General features: G+C 64.4%; 15 protein-coding genes. 11 read left to right on the top strand and 4 right to left on the bottom strand.

Going from position 1 to position 18728, the window contains the following annotated elements; translation table 11 throughout:
* The first annotated feature begins 76 nt into the window (after positions 1–76).
* Both FRC96_RS13345 and FRC96_RS13340 read left to right on the top strand, forming a co-directional pair.
* Entirely contained in the window at positions 77–571 is a 495-nt protein-coding gene (locus FRC96_RS13345) for a gluconate 2-dehydrogenase subunit 3 family protein (RefSeq protein WP_146975000.1), read from the top strand.
* Complete coding sequence (locus FRC96_RS13340; RefSeq protein WP_146974998.1) at positions 568–2130, top strand: GMC family oxidoreductase N-terminal domain-containing protein; 1563 nt, start codon at positions 568–570, stop codon at positions 2128–2130. Before FRC96_RS13345 ends, FRC96_RS13340 begins: the two co-directional genes overlap by 4 nt.
* Before the next feature lie 11 nt (positions 2131–2141).
* Here the strand turns inward: FRC96_RS13340 and FRC96_RS13335 are convergent, their stop codons facing one another.
* Positions 2142–2921 (bottom strand): lysophospholipid acyltransferase family protein, encoded by a 780-nt coding sequence (locus tag FRC96_RS13335; protein WP_146974996.1) that lies wholly within the window; start codon positions 2919–2921, stop codon positions 2142–2144.
* 155 nt (positions 2922–3076) lie between these two features.
* On the opposite strand from FRC96_RS13335, the gene FRC96_RS13330 reads away from it, so the two are divergent.
* Positions 3077–4210, top strand: a complete 1134-nt coding sequence (locus tag FRC96_RS13330; protein WP_230470230.1) for an alpha/beta hydrolase — start codon at positions 3077–3079, stop codon at positions 4208–4210.
* Here the strand turns inward: FRC96_RS13330 and FRC96_RS13325 are convergent.
* Positions 4120–5319, bottom strand: coding sequence for a KamA family radical SAM protein (locus tag FRC96_RS13325; RefSeq protein WP_230470229.1), 1200 nt, complete (start codon positions 5317–5319; stop codon positions 4120–4122). The two genes, FRC96_RS13330 and FRC96_RS13325, sit on opposite strands and share 91 nt — an antisense overlap.
* Entirely contained in the window at positions 5316–6884 is a 1569-nt protein-coding gene (locus tag FRC96_RS13320; RefSeq protein WP_146974993.1) for an NAD-dependent epimerase/dehydratase family protein, read from the bottom strand. Before FRC96_RS13320 ends, FRC96_RS13325 begins: the two co-directional genes overlap by 4 nt.
* Positions 6885–7192: 308 nt before the next feature.
* Between FRC96_RS13320 and rplS the strand changes: the two genes are divergently transcribed.
* The 4 genes from rplS to FRC96_RS13300 all read left to right on the top strand — a co-directional run bounded on the left by rplS (position 7193) and on the right by FRC96_RS13300 (position 10738).
* Entirely contained in the window at positions 7193–7552 is a 360-nt protein-coding gene (gene rplS, locus FRC96_RS13315) for a 50S ribosomal protein L19 (protein ID WP_146974991.1), read from the top strand.
* Positions 7553–7761: 209 nt separating this feature from the next.
* A complete protein-coding gene (locus FRC96_RS13310; protein WP_146974989.1) occupies positions 7762–9525 on the top strand; it encodes a hypothetical protein in 1764 nt (587 codons plus the stop codon).
* A complete protein-coding gene (locus tag FRC96_RS13305; protein WP_146974987.1) occupies positions 9522–10193 on the top strand; it encodes a ribonuclease HII in 672 nt (223 codons plus the stop codon). The genes FRC96_RS13310 and FRC96_RS13305 overlap by 4 nt, the downstream gene beginning before the upstream one ends.
* Positions 10194–10318: 125 nt before the next feature.
* The gene (locus tag FRC96_RS13300; RefSeq protein WP_146974986.1) at positions 10319–10738 is read left to right on the top strand and encodes a YraN family protein; all 420 of its coding nucleotides are present in this window, start codon (positions 10319–10321) and stop codon (positions 10736–10738) included.
* A gap of 62 nt (positions 10739–10800) precedes the next feature.
* Here the strand turns inward: FRC96_RS13300 and FRC96_RS13295 are convergent, their stop codons facing one another.
* The gene (locus FRC96_RS13295; RefSeq protein ID WP_146974984.1) at positions 10801–12378 is read right to left on the bottom strand and encodes a hypothetical protein; all 1578 of its coding nucleotides are present in this window, start codon (positions 12376–12378) and stop codon (positions 10801–10803) included.
* Positions 12379–12721: 343 nt separating this feature from the next.
* Between FRC96_RS13295 and FRC96_RS13290 the strand changes: the two genes are divergently transcribed.
* The 4 genes from FRC96_RS13290 (at position 12722) to FRC96_RS13275 (ending at position 18628) form a co-directional block, all read left to right on the top strand.
* On the top strand, positions 12722–13033 hold the full coding sequence (locus FRC96_RS13290; protein ID WP_146974982.1) for a hypothetical protein: 312 nt from the start codon (positions 12722–12724) through the stop codon (positions 13031–13033).
* A 195-nt stretch (positions 13034–13228) separates the two neighbouring features.
* A complete protein-coding gene (locus FRC96_RS13285; RefSeq protein ID WP_146974980.1) occupies positions 13229–13564 on the top strand; it encodes a hypothetical protein in 336 nt (111 codons plus the stop codon).
* A 59-nt stretch (positions 13565–13623) separates the two neighbouring features.
* Complete coding sequence (locus FRC96_RS13280; protein WP_146974979.1) at positions 13624–15231, top strand: hypothetical protein; 1608 nt, start codon at positions 13624–13626, stop codon at positions 15229–15231.
* Positions 15232–15316: 85 nt separating this feature from the next.
* Positions 15317–18628, top strand: a complete 3312-nt coding sequence (locus FRC96_RS13275; protein WP_146974977.1) for a tetratricopeptide repeat protein — start codon at positions 15317–15319, stop codon at positions 18626–18628.
* The last annotated feature ends 100 nt before the right edge of the window (positions 18629–18728 follow it).

Here is an 18728-nt window from a genome sequence, read left to right as displayed (position 1 = left end):
CACCTCACTCCCACGCCGGACGGTCTTCGTGGTCTCATTCTTGCGCGGTGTTTTAGGCGACAAACCCGAGCTGCTGATGGCCCGCATGCAGACGATGGGGCTGGTACGCACCGGGCGGTTTTTTGCACGCCTGAGCCGCAACCCGCCGCCTATGCCCGGCAAGGTGCCGGCGTGGCTCAGTGAGACTCTGGAGCGTGCGATGACGCGCGTCTGCGCCGCCGATGACGCGGACTTTCCCGATGTTCGGGCGTGCGGCGCGCTCGATGCCGCGCTGCGCTTTATGGGCGGGATGCCGTCGACCACCCAGGAGGAGCTGCAGTCGATGCTCGCCATCCTGGAGTACGCCCCCTACGCCTTCGGGCCTCGTCGTCAGCGCCTTACGCGTCTGAGCGATGATGAGATCGACCGCCTGCTGCTGACCCTGGAGACCTCCCCCCTGATGCCGGCGCGCGCGATGTTCAAGGCGCTCAAGTCGGTGTGCATGATGGGCTATTACACCCGGCCGGAGGTATGGCCGGCCATTGGCTACAGCCTCTCGGGTAACCCGGGCGTGCCCGCGGAGCGCCGATGAGTCGCGCCGACGCAAAACGCCGAGTGCTTCCCGCGGGCATGATCTCCGCGGCGGCCAGCGACAGCGCGCTCCGGCTCAACGCCGACGTGGTGGTCGTGGGCCTGGGCGCCGGAGGAGGCATGGCCTTTCATGACCTGGCCCTGGCCGGCGTCGACGTCATCGGCGTGGAGCTCGGCGACTACTTCGCGCCCGAGGACATGCGCTGCCGCGAAGAGGTGATGCTCCCAAAACTCTTCATGGAGGGAGCTTCGCGCGGCACCGTCGACCAGGCCATCACGGTGATGCAGGGCAAAGGCGTGGGTGGCTCCACGCTGCACAACACCAACCTCTGCAAGCGTCTGCCCGAGCCCATCCTGGAGATCTGGCGAGGGCAGGGCGTCGAGGATCTGGGCGCCGAGCTGCAGGCCGACTTCCAGCGCGTCGAAGAACTTCTCGACGTGCATCCGGTGCCCGACGATCGCGTCAACGCCAACAACCACGCGCTCTTCCGCGGCGCCCGGGAGCTGGGCTACCGACACGCCGTGCTCTCCCATAACCGCCAGGGCTGTCGGCAGTCCGGGATGTGCGAGCTCGGCTGCCCCAACAACGGGAAACAAAACGCGGCCAAAGTGTTGATCCCTCCCGCGCTCAACGCCGGCGGGCGCGCGCTGGTCCACGCGCGCGTCGACCGCATTTTAACGCGCGGTCGCCAGGTCTGCGGGGTTGCCGGCCGGGCCATCGACCCGCTGAGTGGCGCAGAGCTTCAACCATTTGAGGTTCGCGCTGAGCGTGTTGTGCTCGGGGCCAGCGCCACAAACTCGGCCGCGCTCGCCATCAAGAGTGGGCTGCCCGATCCGCATCGCCTCACCGGCCGACGCCTGCATATTCACCCCGGCGCCTTCGTGATGGGCGTCTTTGACGAGACGATCGAAGGGTGGAAGGGCGTGCCGCAGTCGGCGGAGTGCACTGAGTTTTTGAACTTCGGTCACGACGCGGAGCAGCGCGTCTGGCTGGTCTCGGGTTTTGCGCACCCTGGCGCGGCCGCAGGGTTGATGCCCGGTTTTGGCGCGGCTCACGCCTCGATGATGCGCCTTTACCCCAACGTGGCCGCGATCATCGCGATGGTGCATGACCACTACAGCGGGCATGTGCGCCCCCGAGATGGCGAGCGGGTGCAGATCCATTATCGTCCCGACCGCGCCGAACTTAACCAGGTGGCCTTAGGCATGCGCGAGGCCGCGCGCATCCTTTTTGCCGCCGGCGCCCGCCAGGTCATCATCCCCACCTCACCTCCTCGCCTCCTCGACTCGCCGGCACAACTCGACGGCCTCACCGGCGCCGAGCTTGGCCCCTTCAACCCCTCAATGGTCGCGGTGCACCCGATGTCGACGATGTGGATGGGCGCGGATCCGCGGAGCAGCGTGGTCAGCAGCCACGGCGCCCACCATCAGGTGCGCGGGCTCTTTGTGGCCGATGGCTCGCTCTTCCCGACCTCGATCGGAGGGCCGCCGCAGATCCCCATCTACACCTTCGGGCGGCGCGTGGCCCGGGCGTTGCTGGCGGGGCTGCCAGCCCGCTGAGATGCGGCGAGTTACCCGCGGCCAGGAAGCAGGCGCACGCGTTTGGGGTGATCCTGCAGGGTTTCCTGGATCAGACGATCAAGGGCCGACTCCACCTCGCGGGCATACGTCGCGCATTGGGGCATGACGGCGTCGGGAACTTCCTGGCCGGCCTCCAGCGCGCTCCCGAGGTCGGGGAGTTGAACCGGCGGCCCGAAGCGAAAGACGCAGCGCACCGGCCGCGCTACCGGTAGAAAGGCCGGCGCCCGCGACTTTCGATCCCCCAGAAAGTTAACCGGGAAGAGCCCTCGATCGCTTAAGATCGGAAAGATCTCGTCGGGCCCCACCGCCGCCACCGGCGTCACCGGCACGCCGGAGCGCAGCGCCACATGCGCAAATCCGCAGCGATCTTGCCACTGCAGCGTGTAGCGCTTGTTGCGCCCCTTCACCGAGTCGGACATCCCGCCGGGGTAGGTCACCACCATCTGACCATTGCGCAAAAGCGCCACGCCGCTGGAGCGCGATCCGGGCACGATCCCCACCTCATGCAAGAGCTTGCCCATCACCGGGTTGTCAAAGAGCGTGCGCAGCGCAAGCCCTCGCGGCACGCGCTCAAACTGGCGCATCAACGCCGGGAAGAGCACAAAGCTGTCGATGCCCAGCAAGGCGTGATTGCCGACCAGAAACACCGGCCCCTGGTCGGGCACGTGCTCCAGGCCTTCGAGCTGCACATCGAAGTAGCGATGCAATGGCGAGAGCGCCCGGCGAACCGCTTTGACGCTCCAGCTGTCGATGGAAATCGATGGTTTCATGGCTCCTCGTCCACGTGTTCGCAGGGTGGGTGTTCAAAAAGTGTTCAACTTGGTGGTTTTTGACTTTTCTTCGTCGTTCTTGTCGTTATCTTCGTTTTGCACGGCTTTTGGATAGCGTGTTGGATGTCCATCATGCGTTGCACCATGGAGTAGCGATGAACAGGCAAACCCCGAAGAAGCGCTCGCAGCAGCCGCCGACCTACAGCTGGATGCGACGGCTGCAAGAGCATGTGGTGCCGGTAGGGCTGGAGCGCACCCTCTCGGAGGCTGCGATGCGCAGCGCCTTTGCCGGCCTTCATACCATGGGGCTTATCGACGTCGATCTTGGTCGAGAACGCTTTCCGGTCAAGGTCCATCGCGATCAGCGCTACTCCGACAACCGCCACTCCGGCGCTGTCGACATCTACCGCCCGCAGGGGGCGCGACCGCGCGCGGCGATTCTCTACATTCACGGCGGCGGGTTTCGCATCGGCTCCAAAGATAGTCACTGGCCGATGCCCTGGATTCTGGCGCGTCACGGTTATGTGGTCTTCGCCATCGACTATCGCCTCGCGCCCGAACACCCCTATCCGGCGGCGCTCGAAGATGCGCGCGCCGCCCGGGTGTGGATGCATGAGCGTCGCCGCGAGCTGAGCATTGAGGGACTTCCCTGGGTGGTCGCTGGCGAGTCGTCCGGCGCCAATGTGGCTCTGGCGCTGGGGGTCGCACACCTGCAGGCCTCGCAGGAGCGCTGGGCCCAGGGCCTCTGCGAAGAGTACCCGGCACCGGCGGCGATCATTCCCACCTGCGGCTACCTTCAGGTCTCCGATCCGCAGCGCTTTGAGCGCCGGCGCGATCTTCCGAGCTTTGTGACCGACAAGCTCTACGAGGCCTCCGAGGCCTACCTGCGCCACGTCGATCCCGAGGCCCATCCCCTGGTCGATCCGCTGGTGGTCCTGGAGGAGATGACGCCCGAGCAGCGCGCGATGCCCGCCTTTTTTACGGCGGTGGGGACCGCCGATCCTCTCCTGGACGATACGCGCCGCCTGGAGCGCGCCGCACAAACACTCGGCGCCCGCACCTCAGCCCATTACTTCAAAGGGGAGTTTCACAGCTTTCATGCCTTCCCCTGGCGCGCTTCAAGCCGCGCGTACTGGCAGGAGCTGTTGGGGTTTCTCGACGACGTGCTCAAGCGCGCCGCTGCCTCACGGCATCCCGATCAGCGCTCGTCATCGCCTTCGAGGCGAGCGGGGTCGACATCCACGAACTCGAAGCGCTCGCCCTCCGAGCTGGAGAAGGCGACGACCTGACCCCAGGGCGACTCTCGGGTGTCCACGATATGGTCGGGCACAAGCTCTACCTTGCCGCCGCCGCCGGGCAGATCGACGACAAAGTGCGGCACCCCCATCCCGCCGATGCGCCCGCGTAGATGCTTCATGATCTTCAGTCCGGTCCTAAGCGGCGTGCGGAAGTGCGAGATTCCCTGCGCCATATCGCATTGCAGCATGTAATACGGTCGGCACCCCAGGCGTAAGAGCTGGCGGTTGAGCTCCATCACCGTCTCCGGGCGATCGTTGACGCCGCGCAAGAGCACCATCTGGTTGCCCAGCACGCAGCCCGCATCGAGGAGCATGCCCAACGCGCGGGCGCTCTCCTGACTGAGCTCATCGGGGTGGTTGAAGTGGGTGTGCACGTACACCGGCCGCACCTCGCGCAGGATCTCGCAGAGCTCCGGGGTGATGCGCTGCGGCAGCGTCACCGGGTTTCGTGTCCCCAGGCGAATCACCTCCACATGATCGATGGCGCGCAGCGCCCTCAACACCTCGCCGAGCCGCTCGTCGGAGAGCGTGAGCGGATCGCCGCCGCTGACCACCACATCGCGCGCGGTGGGGGTGTTGCGAATGTACGCCAGCCCCTGTGCGATCTGATCGCGGGCCGCCGCCGTGGTCGGGTCGGAGACCTTGCGTTTGCGCGTGCAATGCCGGCAGTAGACCGGACAATGGTGCGAGACATAAAAAAGTACCCGGTCCGGGTAGCGGTGCGTAATACCCGGCACCGGCATATGCGCTTCTTCGGCCAGGGGATCTTCGAGTTCAAAGTCGTACTGTCGAAGTTCGCCCGGTTGAGGCAGGCCCTGTTGGCGCACACCGCAGCCGGGATCCTCGCGCGACATCAACGCGGCGTAATGGGGCGTGACCGCCACGCGAAAACGCTGCGCGCTCTTCAAGAATGCCTCGCGCTCCTCAGCGCTGAGCTCCAGAACATCGTCAAAATGCTCGGGACGTCGCAGGCGGTTCTGATGCTGCCAGTGCCAGCTCCCCCAGGTCTGCGCGTCGATCGACTCGAAGCGTTTCGGGCGGCGCTCATAGGAGGAGGGCAGGGCGGGCAGGGGGCCGGGATCAAAACGTTGAGTGCTCACGCGCGCACTCCCAGCCACGCCCGTGGCCTGGTGGCGCCTTCATCGCTCAGCGTGACGCGCCCGAGCGCGTCGCCCCACTGGTCGATGAGCTCGCCATGCGCCGAGCTCCAGGAGCAGAGCGGGTGCGGCAGCGTCATCTCACGCGCAAAGCTCAGGCGGTGGGCGCGCCCCTCATCATCTTTAAAGCCGAACTCGTAGCGCATCGTGGGGAGGGGCCCGTAGTCGAGCACGACGGTGCCTAGCAGCGGCGCCTCAAGGGCAAGTCCGGAGATCGAGATGGTGCCCTCCACACACCCCTCGTGGCGCATCGGCGGGACGGGCCATTGCTCCAGGGTGACGACCAGCGAGGCCTGAACTTCGCTGACCCGACGGCTCCCCTCAAGCTCACCGCGGACCCGCTCGTCAAAGGTGTACTGACCTCCCACGCGACCGTCGCGTCGCTCCTGGAGCGCCTCGGTATCAAAACGCGGCACCCAACAGGCCTGCTGATACCAGCGGATCGTCGGGACGATGCCCTGGCGAAAGTCCTTCCAGGCCGGCGCCCAGCCCAGCTGCCGCAACGCCTCAGAGACCATCACCGCATCCTCACGAACATAGAAGAGCGCGCTGCGATCGAGCCGGGGGCGCAGCGGGCTGGTGAGCTTATGCTCGCGCTGAATACGCTTCCACAGAAGTCGCAGAAGACCGCGCATGCGCCCGAAGGCAAAGTCGTTGTCGATCAGCGGGCTGACCATCGCCCAGAAGGTGACCGTGGGCATCGGCACCGAAGGGCCCAGATCGATGCCGTAACCCTCGGCGATCGAGGTGAGCACCTCGCCAAAGCTCAGCGCGGTGTCGTCGCCCACATTAAAGGTTCTGTTACGAGCCTCGGGGTGCGTCAGCGCGACCATCACGGCGCTGGCCGCGTCGGCCGCATGGCACCAGTTGGTGCGCGGGCCGCCCCGAAGCCCCGGCAGGTAGCTGGCGAGATCGCGCAGGATCGCGACCACCGTCACAAGCCCCGCGCTCATCTCGGTGCAGCCGGGGCCGTAGAGCAACCCGGGCCGCAGGATCGTGAGCGCCGGCCCGCCACCGGCCCGCAGCGCCTCAAGCTCGCGCTCGGCCTCGATCTTGGTGCGCTCGTAGTCGTTGTACGGATCGACCGGCGAGTCTTCGGTGCGAACCCCGCGTTCCCCGTCGTAGACCGACGCGCAGCTGATCTGCACCACCTGCTCCACACCGGCATCGCGCGCGTGAACATAGAGTTGGCGAGGCAGCTCGACGTTATCCAACGCCAGCGCGCGGTAGGGTTCGGAGATGTTCACGGTCGCCGCGGCGTTGATCACCGCCTGGCACCCGATCATCAATTCGCCGATCGCCTCATCACGGCATTCGAGCTGATGCCAGGTGATCTTCGGGCCGTCTTCGAGCAAGGTCTCTCGACCGGTGGTGGCCAGCTCGCGGCGATCCACCGCGACAACCTCCCAGCCTGCCTCGCTCAAGGCGCGCACGATGTGCACGCCCAGCCCGCCGGCGGCTCCCACCACCATCGCCCGACGATCCGATGTTGTCTTCTTTGTTGCCATCGCTGAGAGTTCTCCTTGAAACAGGGCATCGCCCGGTCTTTATGGCGGAATCGCCCCCCGGCGACAAGGTTCACACCGGCGTGTCATCATGGGTCGGCGTGGCGCGCATCAAAAGGACTTGAAGTCTTGGGCGTGGGGTGCTAGTTCTCCCCGACTCTAAAGGACCGGTGAATTTCTCACCCGGTCTTTTCGACTGGCGCTCGATGGCGACGGTCAGCGACTTGCTAAACGGTACGGCCGGGTCCGAGGACGGCGTGGAGTTCGCGTCTTGAGGCGGCCTTTTTGATTTCGAACGATGGAGAAGCGTCATGGAATTGCTCAAGAAAATCGCCGCAGCTCACCTGCGTGAAGATCACCCGGACTTCCGTCCTGGCGACACCGTCCGCGTCCACCTGCTCATTCGCGAAGGCGAAAAAGAGCGCGTCCAGGTTTACGAAGGTGTCGTGCTCGGCCGCAGCGGCGCCGGCGTCGAAGAGACCGTGACCGTGCGCAAGATCTCCAACGGTGTTGGCGTGGAGCGTATCTTCCCGGTCCACAGCCCCCGCATCGAGAAGATCGAGGTCGCCTCGATCGGTCGCGTGCGTCGCGCCAAGCTCTACTACCTGCGCGAGCGCGCCGGCAAGAGCGCCCGGATTCGCACCAAGCGCGCGCGCAAGGGCGGGCTTTAAGATTCAGAGCGATGCGGCTTTTGTAAGGCGCGCATCGCCTCCTGGCTCGAACAACGCCCACGGCTTCGGCCGTGGGCGTTGCCTTTTCTTGTCGCGCGTGGGCGTGGCCTCGCCGCGTTGCTCCTTTACCCCTCTGGCCGCCCCGAAGTATCATCGCCGCTGATAAGAAAGCGGACTTCCTCCCTCTCGGGACTGTCGAGCCAGCGCGTATGCAACTTCAGGAGCTAATCTTTCAAGGGGTCCTCGCCCAGAGCCGCCCGGCGCGGGTGCGCATCGATGAGCCCCTCCAGGTCTTGGAGCTTCCTGCCGGCGTCGGTGCCTCCGATGTGCAGGATCTGCTGGTGATCTGCCTCTACCCGGCCCAGAGTCAGGCCCTCGAAGAGCGCCTCTTTAAGGGGGCTGAGGGCGTGAAGCTGGCCTGCGCGTTTGAGGCCCGCGGCAGCTCTCTGCGCGTTGTGCGACAGGCGCCCACCGAGTCGGTGCGTCTGCAACGCAAGACCACCTCCGGCTACGAGGAGCTCGCCCGAGGTGCGGCCGACGTTCAGCGCGCGCTTCAAGACAAGCTCAACCTCCCTGATCTGGCCACCTTCTACGCCATCCACCTCTGGCGTTTTGACTTCGATATGGAGGCGGTCATCAACGCCGCCACCCTGGGCAACGACCCGCGCATCCCCGATCTGGCCAACCTCTACCTGACCTCGCTGGAGGTGGAGTCGCTCGAAGATCAGATCAAAGAGCTCGACCTGCGCGTCGAAGAAGGCCAGCGCGCGTTGGGAGAAGGCGCGGAGCTCGAAGAGAAGCTCACCCGTGCCCGCGAAAAGCTCAACGAGGTGGAGCTCGCTGAGCTCAGCGATGAGGAGATCGATCTTCTCCAGAGCCGCGACGCGCGCATGGACGACTACGACGCGCAGCTCGGACGGCTGCAGAGCCAGCTCGATACCGAGCGCCGCCAGATCGAACTCTCGGTGCCCGATGAACCCACACGCACGCCGCTCTTCTGGCTGGGCGTGGCCATCGCGCTGGGGGCGTTCGTCGCCAGCCTGGTCTTCCACCAGACCCACCGCATCTTCGCGCTGGGCAGCATCCCCGGCCTGGCGCTGGGGGCCTTCGTCTTGCTGCGCTATTACACAAGCCTGAGCAAGGCGAGTGTGCACCAGGTGAGGGTGGACTCGATCCGGCGAAGGATCTCCCAACTTCGGGAGGAGCAGATCCATTTGCTCGAACGCGTCGAGCACACGCTGCTGCACGCCGGCGTCGAGCGTGAAGAAGAACTGCAGGCGCGCATCCCGATGGCGCGCAAGCTGCGTTCGGTCATTCAGCGTATGGAGTCGCAGCTGGAGGCGGTGCGCACCAACCCCGAGTACCGACGCGCCCGCAAGGAGCTCGATTCGGTGCAGGCCGAGCTCGCCGAGCTGAAGCGTCGCCGCAGTGAACTTCCGTCGTTTGTGATGAACTCCTTTCAGCTCGAAAACGATCTTCAGAGCCTCGGCGCCGACCCGGTCGAGATCCGGGCCAACGCCGATCAGAGCGCCGCAAGCAGCGCCGCGCCGCTGCCCTCCAGCCCGCTGGAGTTGCTGAGGTGGGTCGCGGAGCGCAACGGGCAGTGGATTCACGGTGTGCTCAGTGAGAGCACCCGGGCGATGTGGTCGAAAGTCTGCGGCCATGTGCTCTCGGAGCGCTTCAGCGACGTCACGCTTGATGCCGATGGCGAGCTTCATGTTGAGGCGCTCACCGACGAGCAGCTCGAGTTGTGGCAACGTACCCGCTCTGCCGAGGTGCAGGTCGTGGTGTGCGCGCTGGCGCTCGCGCTCTTCATCAGCACATCGCGCGGCGATGAGGGAAGCGGTCTCGAGTCGATCTGGATCTCGGATCCGGCGCTGATGATGACGCCGGCCCACGCCTCGCGCTTCGAGTCGGTCTTTAAGAGCGCGGCACGCCAGGGGCAGATCGCCATCCTGGGGGGGCGCTCATGAGCCAGCAGGCCCTCTTTGCCGCGACGCCCCCCGAGATCGGGGAGCTGGAGCGCGAGCTTCGTGCCCGCGGACACGTGCACATCATCGGGGTGGATGAGGCAGGGCGAGGCCCGCTTGCCGGACCCGTGCATGCGGCGGCCTGCTGGTGGACGCTCAGCCTGGATGATGCCGCGGAATGGCCTGGCCTCAACGACTCCAAGAAGATGCAGGAGGCCGATCGCGAGACGCTCTACGACACCCTCAGCGCGCAACCCCGCCGCGTGGCGATGGCGTCTGCCAGCGCCGAGCGCATCGACGCGATCAACATCCTACAGGCGACCTTTGAGGCAATGCGCAACGCGGTGCAGCGGGTGATCGAGCTTCGCGAGCAGAGCCCCGATCTGATCGTGGTCGACGGCAATATGATCATCCCCGACCTCGAGCTTCCCCAGATCGCGGTGGTGAAAGGCGACGCGCGCAGCTTTGCGATCGCCGCGGCCAGCGTGGTCGCCAAAGTCTCCCGCGATCGCCTGATGCGCGAGGCCGCGGAGACCTGGCCCGGTTACGGCTTCGAGGGCCACAAGGGATACGGAACGGCCGCGCACAGAGAGGCCATCGCAACCCTGGGTCCCTGCCCGTTGCACCGAAAGAGCTTTAAAGGCGTGCGAGAGTTTGTCGACGTCTCGTAACATCTGCCTTGACGGCACGATACGCGTGTTCAGTCTTTGAGGGGACGGATCGCGGCGCACCTTGCTGGGTGGCACCTGCATTCAATGAAGCGATCCGCAACTCAACCACCGACACAGGGGGAGCCATGAGCGTTGGAAGTGGGGACTGGATCGAACGCGACGACATCGAGCAGCTGGGGCTTGCTGGCGAGGAGCTGGCCCGCGCGTATCTGGAGCGCCACGGATGGTCCATTGAGGCTCAGAACGTGCGCTCGCGCTATGGCGAGCTCGACCTTGTTGCCTGCAAAGATCTTCCAGGGGAGGGCGTCCTCGTGGCCTTTGTGGAGGTCAAGAGTCGCCGGCGGTGCGACCGTTTCTCCCCGACCCTCGCGGTGAGCTACCGCAAGCGGCGGACGATCGCGCGACTGGCACATCGCTACATCTGTCAGCGCCGGCGCACGGGTGCGCGCTACCGCTTCGACGTCATCACGGTCGACTTCGGCAAACGCCCGGCGGCCATCGTTCATCTTGAGGGCGCCTTCGACGCGCAGGGAAACACCTGCTGAGGCCCTCATCCCGGGAGAGGCGTGGAGACGATGCGACCGCGCAGGCCCGGGCGCTCGAAGACTTAAGGGGTTTCGGCGTCATCGCCTGCGACCGGCGCGCCTTCGGCGCTTACCTCGTCCGAGCGAACTTCGCCGGCGTCCTTATCGGCATTCCGTGCCGCGAGCGCCGCTTCAAAGGGCACGCGGGAGAGGGTGCTCCACACTGCATCCCGAGCCAGGTAGGTCGTCGGGTCACGTTCGGCACCGGTCTCACCGAGGCTGGAGGGTGCGCCGTCAATCAAGAGCACAAGCTCGCCCCATCGCTCGATGTAGACGCGCTCGCCATCGTCTTCGGGCCCATGACGCAGGCACCAGGACTCACCGTGTGCGCCGCTCTGGTGGCTCGCGCTGGCCTCGTATCGAGCCTCGGCGATAGCGACCTGAGCGCTGGCAAACTCACGAGCTTCGTCCTCGTTCTCCCAGCTGCTTACATGCACGGCCACCACCTCACCGGTGTCATTGCGGTAGCCAAGCAGGCGGTCGCCTCGCCAGCCGGCGGCGACCTCGCCAGGTTCAGCGAGCCCCTCATAGCGGTCGGCGTGGGTGGCCAGCCAGGAGCGAATCTGAAGTTCCCCCAGCACCGAATCGAAGATCGGCTCATAACCCCCGAGCGCTTCCGACGGGTCCACCTGAATGTCGATCGGAAGCTCGCCGGCAAAGTAGCGCTCCGGGTGCAGGATCTGGCTCGTCGAAACCGGCGCGTCGCCATAAATCGCGTCCACATCACTCCAGGCGCGGTTGGCTCGGGCGCGCAACACAAAGCGCATGCCCTCGATGTAGGGGAAGAGCAAAAGATCGCGCACAATCCGCGGGGCGCTGCCCAGCACCGAGTCGGTCAACGAAGGCACCGCGCTCTCGCCCATCCCCATCATCCCCGGCCCACTCATGCCCTCGGCCGCGGCCAACTCCTCGGTATCCATCTCCAGAAGGGTGGCCGTGATCATCGGCACGTCGGCCACGCTGAGCGCGCGGCCGGCCGGAAGCGTCCCGCTCTCGTAGAGCACGTAGTCGATCATCAGCACCGTGGCGTCGCCCTCGATCAAGGCCATACGCGCCAGGGCAAAGTCACCGTTTTCCTGCGAGGTAAATGGCGCGAGCAGCTCGCCGATATCAAAATGCTGATCCTGAATGGCGTGAAAGATCTCGTGCGCCATCGCCGAGTGCTGCAGCTGCTCGGGCAACCCCACCATGATGTAGAGCTCTTTGGCGCTCTGATCGTAGAAGCCGGCGATTTGCTCGGTGAGCAGGTCCAGCATCAGCTGCCGGTAGTTCACGTCGGGCTCGAAGATGCCCAGGCGCTTGAACATCTGCTCTTCGGCGAGGAAGACCTCTTCGGGGATCTCATTATGGAGCTGCTCGATGAGCATCGTGCGCAGTTCCTCACGATCTTTGACCCCTTTGGGGATCTCGTCCAGCAACTCAAGGCCCCGGATGTTGGCCACCTGCAACGCGATCTCGCTGGCCGCAGCGAGCAAGGCCTCCTCGCGGGCCTGTTCGCCAGCGAGCTCTTCGGTGGGTTGTGTCTCCTGGGCCCAGGCTACCGAGCTCATCAGACTCACCGTCAATACGATGCCCAACAGAAGTTGCATGTAATGTCTCATCATCGATCCATGCGCTGGATGCGGAGTGCTGCATCGCGTCAATTCAACTTAGCGTGAGGCCGCTGCCGGGGAGGGGAGATTCACCGCACGATCGGCGCTCGTCGGGGCGTAGTCTACCTGCTGGCGGCCCGAGGTCCAACGGCCCCGGGGGTCTGCTAAGGCAACGTAACTTCACAAAATGATTTTTGCGATAGAATTGACGCTGCGCGGGAATAAGGCTAAACGCCAGTACAAACAACCCCGCTGCCATGGTCGTAGGCGGGTGTCGGCATCTGCCGACTGCCGTGGGTCGCGATGTTCGTTGCCCGCTCTTGTTGAACCCTGATTCACTTGAGGAGTTACCATGCTGAACAAGATTCTTGTTTCTTTCTTCGCCCTGGGCCTGTCCTTCACCGTGGCGTGCTCCGGCGGCGAAGCCACCCCCGACGAAGCCCCCGCCGAGACCACCGTGACCGAAGAAGCCGCGCTTGAAGAAGCGGCCGAAGAGGAAATGGTCGAAGAAGCGGCTGTGGAAGAGCTGGCCGAAGAAGAAGCCGTCGAAGAAGCGGCTGCTGAAGAAGTCGCCGAAGAAGAAGCGGCCGAAGAGGAAGCCACCGAAGAGGAAGCCACCGAAGAGATGGCGACCGACGAAGTTCCGGCCGAAGAAGGCATGTAAGTCGCCTGAGATCGCCGCTCGCAAAAGCTGCAAGGTTTTTGCGAGTCGAAAAGGCCGCTGCGCTCCAGGCGCAGCGGCCTTTTCTTTTGGGCGATCGTGCCACAATGCGCAACATCTCCAGCCTTGACGTGGCCTTGAGCCCAAAGGCATCCTAGCGCCGAATTCAGTTCGACCCCATCGATTTGGAGGAGTGACGTGAAAACGCGATCGGCTCATCTGGCCCGGCTAGTCGGCGTGTTGGTGCTGGCGCTGTGGTTCAGCGGCTGCACCGACGACCTGTATGCGGCATGCACCATTGACCCCGACGACCCCACGCTGAGTGCCTGCGTGGAGAGTGGCCGAGCCGACGCCTCCTGCGTGGTGGAGGAGCAGCTCCAGTGCGAGACGCGCACCTGCGCCAAGTACCAGGGCAGCGAGCCCTTCTGCACCGTCGAATGCAGCACCGACGCGGACTGCCCCGATGGCGTCTGTCGCGAATTTGTGATGCTCAGCGGCGTGCGTCACTGCGTCGCCAACACCGTCACTCAGTAGTCGCACCGCTCGCCACGGCGCATCTTCTTCGCCGACGAGCGCACCTGACTGGAGTTGCAATGAACTGGAAGATTAACGCGTGTGCGTCTCTTTGTGCCGGCATCATCTCCCTCGGGCTTCTGCCTGATGCGTCGGCTCAAGATGGGTTTACCTTCGATGTCGATGAGGTTGAAGCCATTGATGAGCTCCCCCACCTGGTCGAGCTCATCGAGGAAGGCAAGCGCCTCTACGAAGATCGCAAGTACGCCGAGGCCAGCCTGCGTTTTAATGACGTCTTGATGGACACCACCGCCGGCGCCGAGAATTACTTCCCGGAGGCGGAGTACGAGCTGGCCAAGACGCTCTTCCGCATGGAGCTCTACCAGGGCTCGCTGGCGTACTTCTCGCGCATCGTTGAAGCCGGCGAGTTTCACCCCTTTTACGACGCCGCGCTGCGCGGTTTGCTCCTGCTCACCGAGGTGATCCCCGGTGACGCGATGCTCGCCGAGCTGCTGGCCGGCTACGCGCCGCTCTTCCCGGAGGTGGTGCCCGAGGACTACCGCGACACCTACGCCTACCTGGTCGGTCGCCACTTCTACGAGACCCTCAACATTGAGGAGTCGCTGCGCATGCTCAACTTCGTGAGCACCAGCAGTGACCGCTACGCACGGGCACGCTACATCGCCGGGATCACCCATGTGGCCAACTACGACGCGCGACCGGCGGTCGACGCCTTCCGCGATGTGCTGCGCTACCTGACCCGCGACGCGACCCCCGAGGAGCTTCAGGGCGAGGAGCGCCGCCTTCTTGACCTGACCCATCTGGGCATGGCGCGCGTGTACTACTCAACCGGCGATTACGACACCAGCCTGAGCTACTACGAGCGCATCAAGCGCGACAGCCCGCGCTGGCCCGATGCCCTCTTTGAGTCAAGCTGGGGCTTCTTCCAGGTCGACCAATTCAACCAGGCCCTGGGCAACCTGCACACGATCAACTCCCCCTTCTTCCGAAATGAGTACTTTCCGGAGGGGCCGATCCTGGCGGCGGTGATCTACTTCTACAACTGCAACTTCGCCCGGGTGCGCGATGTCCTCGACGACTTCGACTACGTCTATGAGGGCGTCAAAGCTGAGCTCGAAGGGGTGATCGCCGCCAACAACGATCCGGCCCTGATGTATGAATGGGGCAAGAGCTGGCGTGCCGGCGAGTTTGAAGGTGACGCCGAGGTGCGAAGCGCGCTTCGGGCCGCGCTCAGCGATCGTCAGGTCGACAAGAGCTTTGAGCTGGTCAACGCTATCGATACCGAGCTTAAGACGATGGAAGAGCTCCCGGCCAGCTGGAAGACCAGCACCCTGGGTGATAGCCTTCTGCAGGAAGCGGCGATCGCCCAGAGCTTCGCGGTCTCCGACGCCGGCCAGCTGGCCCAGCAGCGCCTGGAGCGCGTGATCGGCGAGCTCGAAGGGCTGGTCAGCCAGCAGAAACGGATTTTGTTTGAGGTCGCACGCTCCGAGCGCGGGGAAATTGAAGCGGAGCTGCGCGCTGGAATGCAACTCGATGATCGTGGCCCCGGCGATGGACCCTCGCTGGATATCACCGATGAACATCTCTACTGGGAGTTCGACGGTGAGTACTGGAAAGATGAGTTAGGGTTCTACTTCTTCAACGTCAAATCGGAATGCCGACGCTGAGTGGGAGGCAGGTCGGGGGGGACACTGTGCCCACGGTGGCGGTGGCGATAGGGTCGCCTGAGCGCGTCTCGCTAAGGAGCGGGTCATGAAGAGTTTCTACGATCACCATTCACCCCGGCGCTGGCGCGTACTGCTCGCGGCGGCCGCCCTCTCGCTGACTCTGGGGCCTTTGGAGGCCGCCGCTCAGCCTGAAGAGGACGAGAAGGTCGAGCACGAGATCGCCGTCCAGGAGACGACGCAGCAGACCGAGCGCCCGACCCTGGAGGACGAGCAACAGGGGCCGCGCTTTAGCGCCACCCAGTTTGTCACCCAGCGCAGCCTGGCCAGCCTTCAGCGTCAGGATGAGGCCATCGTCCAGCTGCGTGACCTGATTCGCTCCACCCCGGAGAGCGATCCCCAGCGCGCCGAATACCTCTTTAACCTCTCGGAGATCTTCTGGGAGCGCTCCCGCTACTACGACGACTCGGCGGTGGAGCGTCAGGACGAATGCTACCGCATTGATGACACTGGCGATGAGCAGGCTGCGCGCCGTTGCCGCGCGCAGATGGAAGATATGCAGGCCGAGGCCAAGCGTCTTCGCGAAGAGTCTGTGCAGCTCTACGTCGACATCATCCGCGGCTACCCGGACTTCGGCGAGCTCGACAAGGTCTACTTCTACCTGGGCTCCAACCTGATGGACGTCGGTCGTAAGACCGAAGCCCTGGACATCTTCCGCGAGCTCATCGCCAACTACCCGCAGACCGAATTCGTCCCCCAGGTGCTCCTCTACTTCGGGGAGTACTACTTCGACGAAGGCGAGATGTTCGAGGCGCTCAAGGCCTACCAGAAGGTCGCCGAGTACCCCGAGTCCAGCGTCTACCCCTACGGCCTCTACAAGCTGGCCTGGACCTACTACAACCTGGAGAACTACGAGCGCACCATCGAGGTCTTCCTCACCGTGATCGACGCGGCGCGCGAGCGTCCCGACGACGGCACGATGGTCGCGCTGATGCGCCAGGTTCGCCAGGACATCGTGCGCGCCTATGCGCAAATAGGCTCCCCCGATCAGGCCGTGGAGTTCTTCCAGGACATCGCCCCCGAGCGCGAGGACTGGCTGAAGATGACCGAGCGCCTGGCGGTCTTCTACGGCGACCAGGTGCAGTTGAGCGACTCCACGCGCATGTACCGTGAGCTCATCAGCCTCAACCAGGAGAGCGTCAAGACGGTCGATTACCAGTACGAGATCGTGCGCAACCAGACGACCAACAACGCCTACTCCGAGGAGAGCATCCAGGAGCTGGTGCGCATGATGCGCCTGGTGCAGCTGGCCGATGGCGGGCAGTTCGAGGACACCGAAGAGCAGAACTATCCGCGGATTCGCTCGAAGGTCGAAGAGGCCGCTCGCAACTGGTCGACGACCTACCACCGTGAGGCGCAGCGCACCAAAAACGCCGACCTCTACGCGATGGCGTACTACCTCTACAAGTTCTACCTGGAGACCTTCCAGGACACCGAACACGAATACATGATGACCTTCTTCTACGGGGAACTCCTCTACCAGCTGGAGAACTGGGAAGAAGCCGCCGCAGCCTATGAGCGTGTCCTGGAGCTGGAGCCCGAGGGCGAGTACACCAAGGAGGCTGTGCTGGCCACGGTGCTGGCCTACTTCTACATCGTGGACACCTCCGAGGAGCGCGCCGTCATTGAGGCAACCTTCGATGAGGAAGATGGCGAGGAAGAGACCCCGGCCATCCCCGAGCCCAAAGAGCTTCCGGAGGTCTATCAGAAGCTGATGGCCGCCTGTGAGAACTACGTCGAATACGTGCCCGACGGCGACCGCATGGTCGACGTCAAATACACCATGGCGCGCACCTACTACGACTTTGACCACCTGGAGAAGGCCGCCACGATCTTTGAAGACATCGCGTTTACCCACAGCGATCATCGCCTGGCGGTGATCTCGGCCAACCTGCACCTCGACTCGCTCAACCTCCTGCAGAACTTCGACAACCTCAACGCCGCCGTCGAGCGCTACATTGAGGTCGACCCGATCGAGGACGCCGAGTTCCAGGAAGACGTCACCAACCTGCACATGGCGATCCGCTTCAAGATCTGCACGGTGCACGACGATGAGGAAGAGTGGCGCCAGGCGGCGGAGTGTTTTGTGGCCTACGCCAGCGACTTCCCAGACTCCGAATACGTCGATAAGGCGCTCTACAACGCCGCGCTCGACTTTGAGCGCCTGCGTGAGATCGGCCCGGCCATTCAGGTGCGTCTGCATCTTCTGCGCGTGCGCCCCAGCTCCGAGCTCGCCCCCGAGACGCTCTTTAACATCGGCGGCAACTACCACGCGCTGGCCGTCTACAGTGAGGCCTCGCGCTTCTACGAAGCCTTCGTGCGCAACTTCCCCGACCACGAGAAGGCCGAAGATGCCCTCTCCAACGCCTCGACCTTCCGTCAGGGCCTGGGCCAGTACGATGAGGCCATCGCCAACTACGAGCGCTACATGGAGCTCTTCGCCAGCGAGAACAAGCAGGAGACTGCCGAGGTCTTCTTCCAGATCGCGCAGATCTACGAAGAGCAGGGCAAGAAGAATGAGGCCTTTGAGCAGTACCAGCAGTACCTGCGTCGCCACGCCGAACACGGCACCAACGATCGCATGCTGGAGGCCCGCGTGAAGGTCGGGCTGCACCACTGGAACAACGGTGGGCGCAACGGTCGCCGTGATGCGCTCGAAGAGTTCGAGCGCACCCTGCGCGTCTACGAGCGCATGAGTGAGGAGGAGCGCGCCGAGATGACCACCGGCCGTGACGCCGCCGCTCAGGCCAAGTTCATGATGGCCGAGGATATCTTTGAGCGAGCCGCCGCGCTGAGCATCGACTCCTCCGATGCCGAGGAGCTTACGAAGAAGACGATGGCGAAGATGGAGGCGATCGACGAGGCCCGTGTGGCCTACGAAGAAGTCATCGTGTTTGGCCGGCCGGACTGGGCCATCGCCGCGCTCTACCGCATCGGCAGTGGCTACCAGAACTTCGCCGAGACCTTCCGTGACAGCCCGGTGCCCAGCCGCCTGACCTATGAGCAGCAGGAGATCTACCGGGGCATCCTCGAAGACCGCGCTTCCATGATTGAGGATAAGGCCGTGGAGATGTACCGCGAAGCGCTGGCCACGGCTCGCCGTGCCAACTGGTTCAACCAGTACAGCCGTCAGGCCGAGGTGGCGCTCGCAGATCTGCGCCCCCGCGAGTTCCGCAAGCCCTCCGAGATGCGCGCCTCACCGGTCTTTTTCCGCGACGGCTTTATGCGCTCGGGCTTCATCAAGGATGTGGAGGACGAAGACATTCTGGGTGGGCTGGGAAGTGAAGAGCAGGCCGTCAATGAGGCCCCTGAAGAGGTGGAGAGCGAGCCGGCTTCCTGAAGTCGGCTGGAGCGGGGCCGAGCCGGCCCCTGTACCCCCCCGGAGCGTTTCTGACGGGGGAGGTCGCCAGAAGCGGCCCCCCCTGTGACAGGTTCCAAGG

It is taken from the genome of Lujinxingia vulgaris, from assembly GCF_007997005.1.
GTDB lineage: Bacteria > Myxococcota_A > Bradymonadia > Bradymonadales > Bradymonadaceae > Lujinxingia.
Note: the sequence above shows the minus strand (reverse complement) of the source record. Positions and strands in the feature narration are given on the sequence as shown.

Excerpts from the sequence above, each read along its gene's own strand:
- FRC96_RS13335 (WP_146974996.1), bottom strand. The coding sequence starts at position 2,921 with ATGAAACCATCGATTTCCATCGACAGCTGGAGCGTCAAAGCGGTTCGC.
- FRC96_RS13305 (WP_146974987.1), top strand. The coding sequence starts at position 9,522 with ATGAGCCAGCAGGCCCTCTTTGCCGCGACGCCCCCCGAGATCGGGGAG.
- FRC96_RS13330 (WP_230470230.1), top strand. The coding sequence starts at position 3,077 with ATGAACAGGCAAACCCCGAAGAAGCGCTCGCAGCAGCCGCCGACCTAC.
- FRC96_RS13295 (WP_146974984.1), bottom strand. The coding sequence starts at position 12,378 with ATGAGACATTACATGCAACTTCTGTTGGGCATCGTATTGACGGTGAGT.
- FRC96_RS13345 (WP_146975000.1), top strand. The coding sequence starts at position 77 with ATGGCCCGCATGCAGACGATGGGGCTGGTACGCACCGGGCGGTTTTTT.
- FRC96_RS13310 (WP_146974989.1), top strand. The coding sequence starts at position 7,762 with ATGCAACTTCAGGAGCTAATCTTTCAAGGGGTCCTCGCCCAGAGCCGC.
- FRC96_RS13300 (WP_146974986.1), top strand. The coding sequence starts at position 10,319 with ATGAGCGTTGGAAGTGGGGACTGGATCGAACGCGACGACATCGAGCAG.
- FRC96_RS13340 (WP_146974998.1), top strand. The coding sequence starts at position 568 with ATGAGTCGCGCCGACGCAAAACGCCGAGTGCTTCCCGCGGGCATGATC.
- FRC96_RS13290 (WP_146974982.1), top strand. The coding sequence starts at position 12,722 with ATGCTGAACAAGATTCTTGTTTCTTTCTTCGCCCTGGGCCTGTCCTTC.
- FRC96_RS13320 (WP_146974993.1), bottom strand. The coding sequence starts at position 6,884 with ATGGCAACAAAGAAGACAACATCGGATCGTCGGGCGATGGTGGTGGGA.
- FRC96_RS13280 (WP_146974979.1), top strand. The coding sequence starts at position 13,624 with ATGAACTGGAAGATTAACGCGTGTGCGTCTCTTTGTGCCGGCATCATC.
- FRC96_RS13275 (WP_146974977.1), top strand. The coding sequence starts at position 15,317 with ATGAAGAGTTTCTACGATCACCATTCACCCCGGCGCTGGCGCGTACTG.
- rplS (WP_146974991.1), top strand. The coding sequence starts at position 7,193 with ATGGAATTGCTCAAGAAAATCGCCGCAGCTCACCTGCGTGAAGATCAC.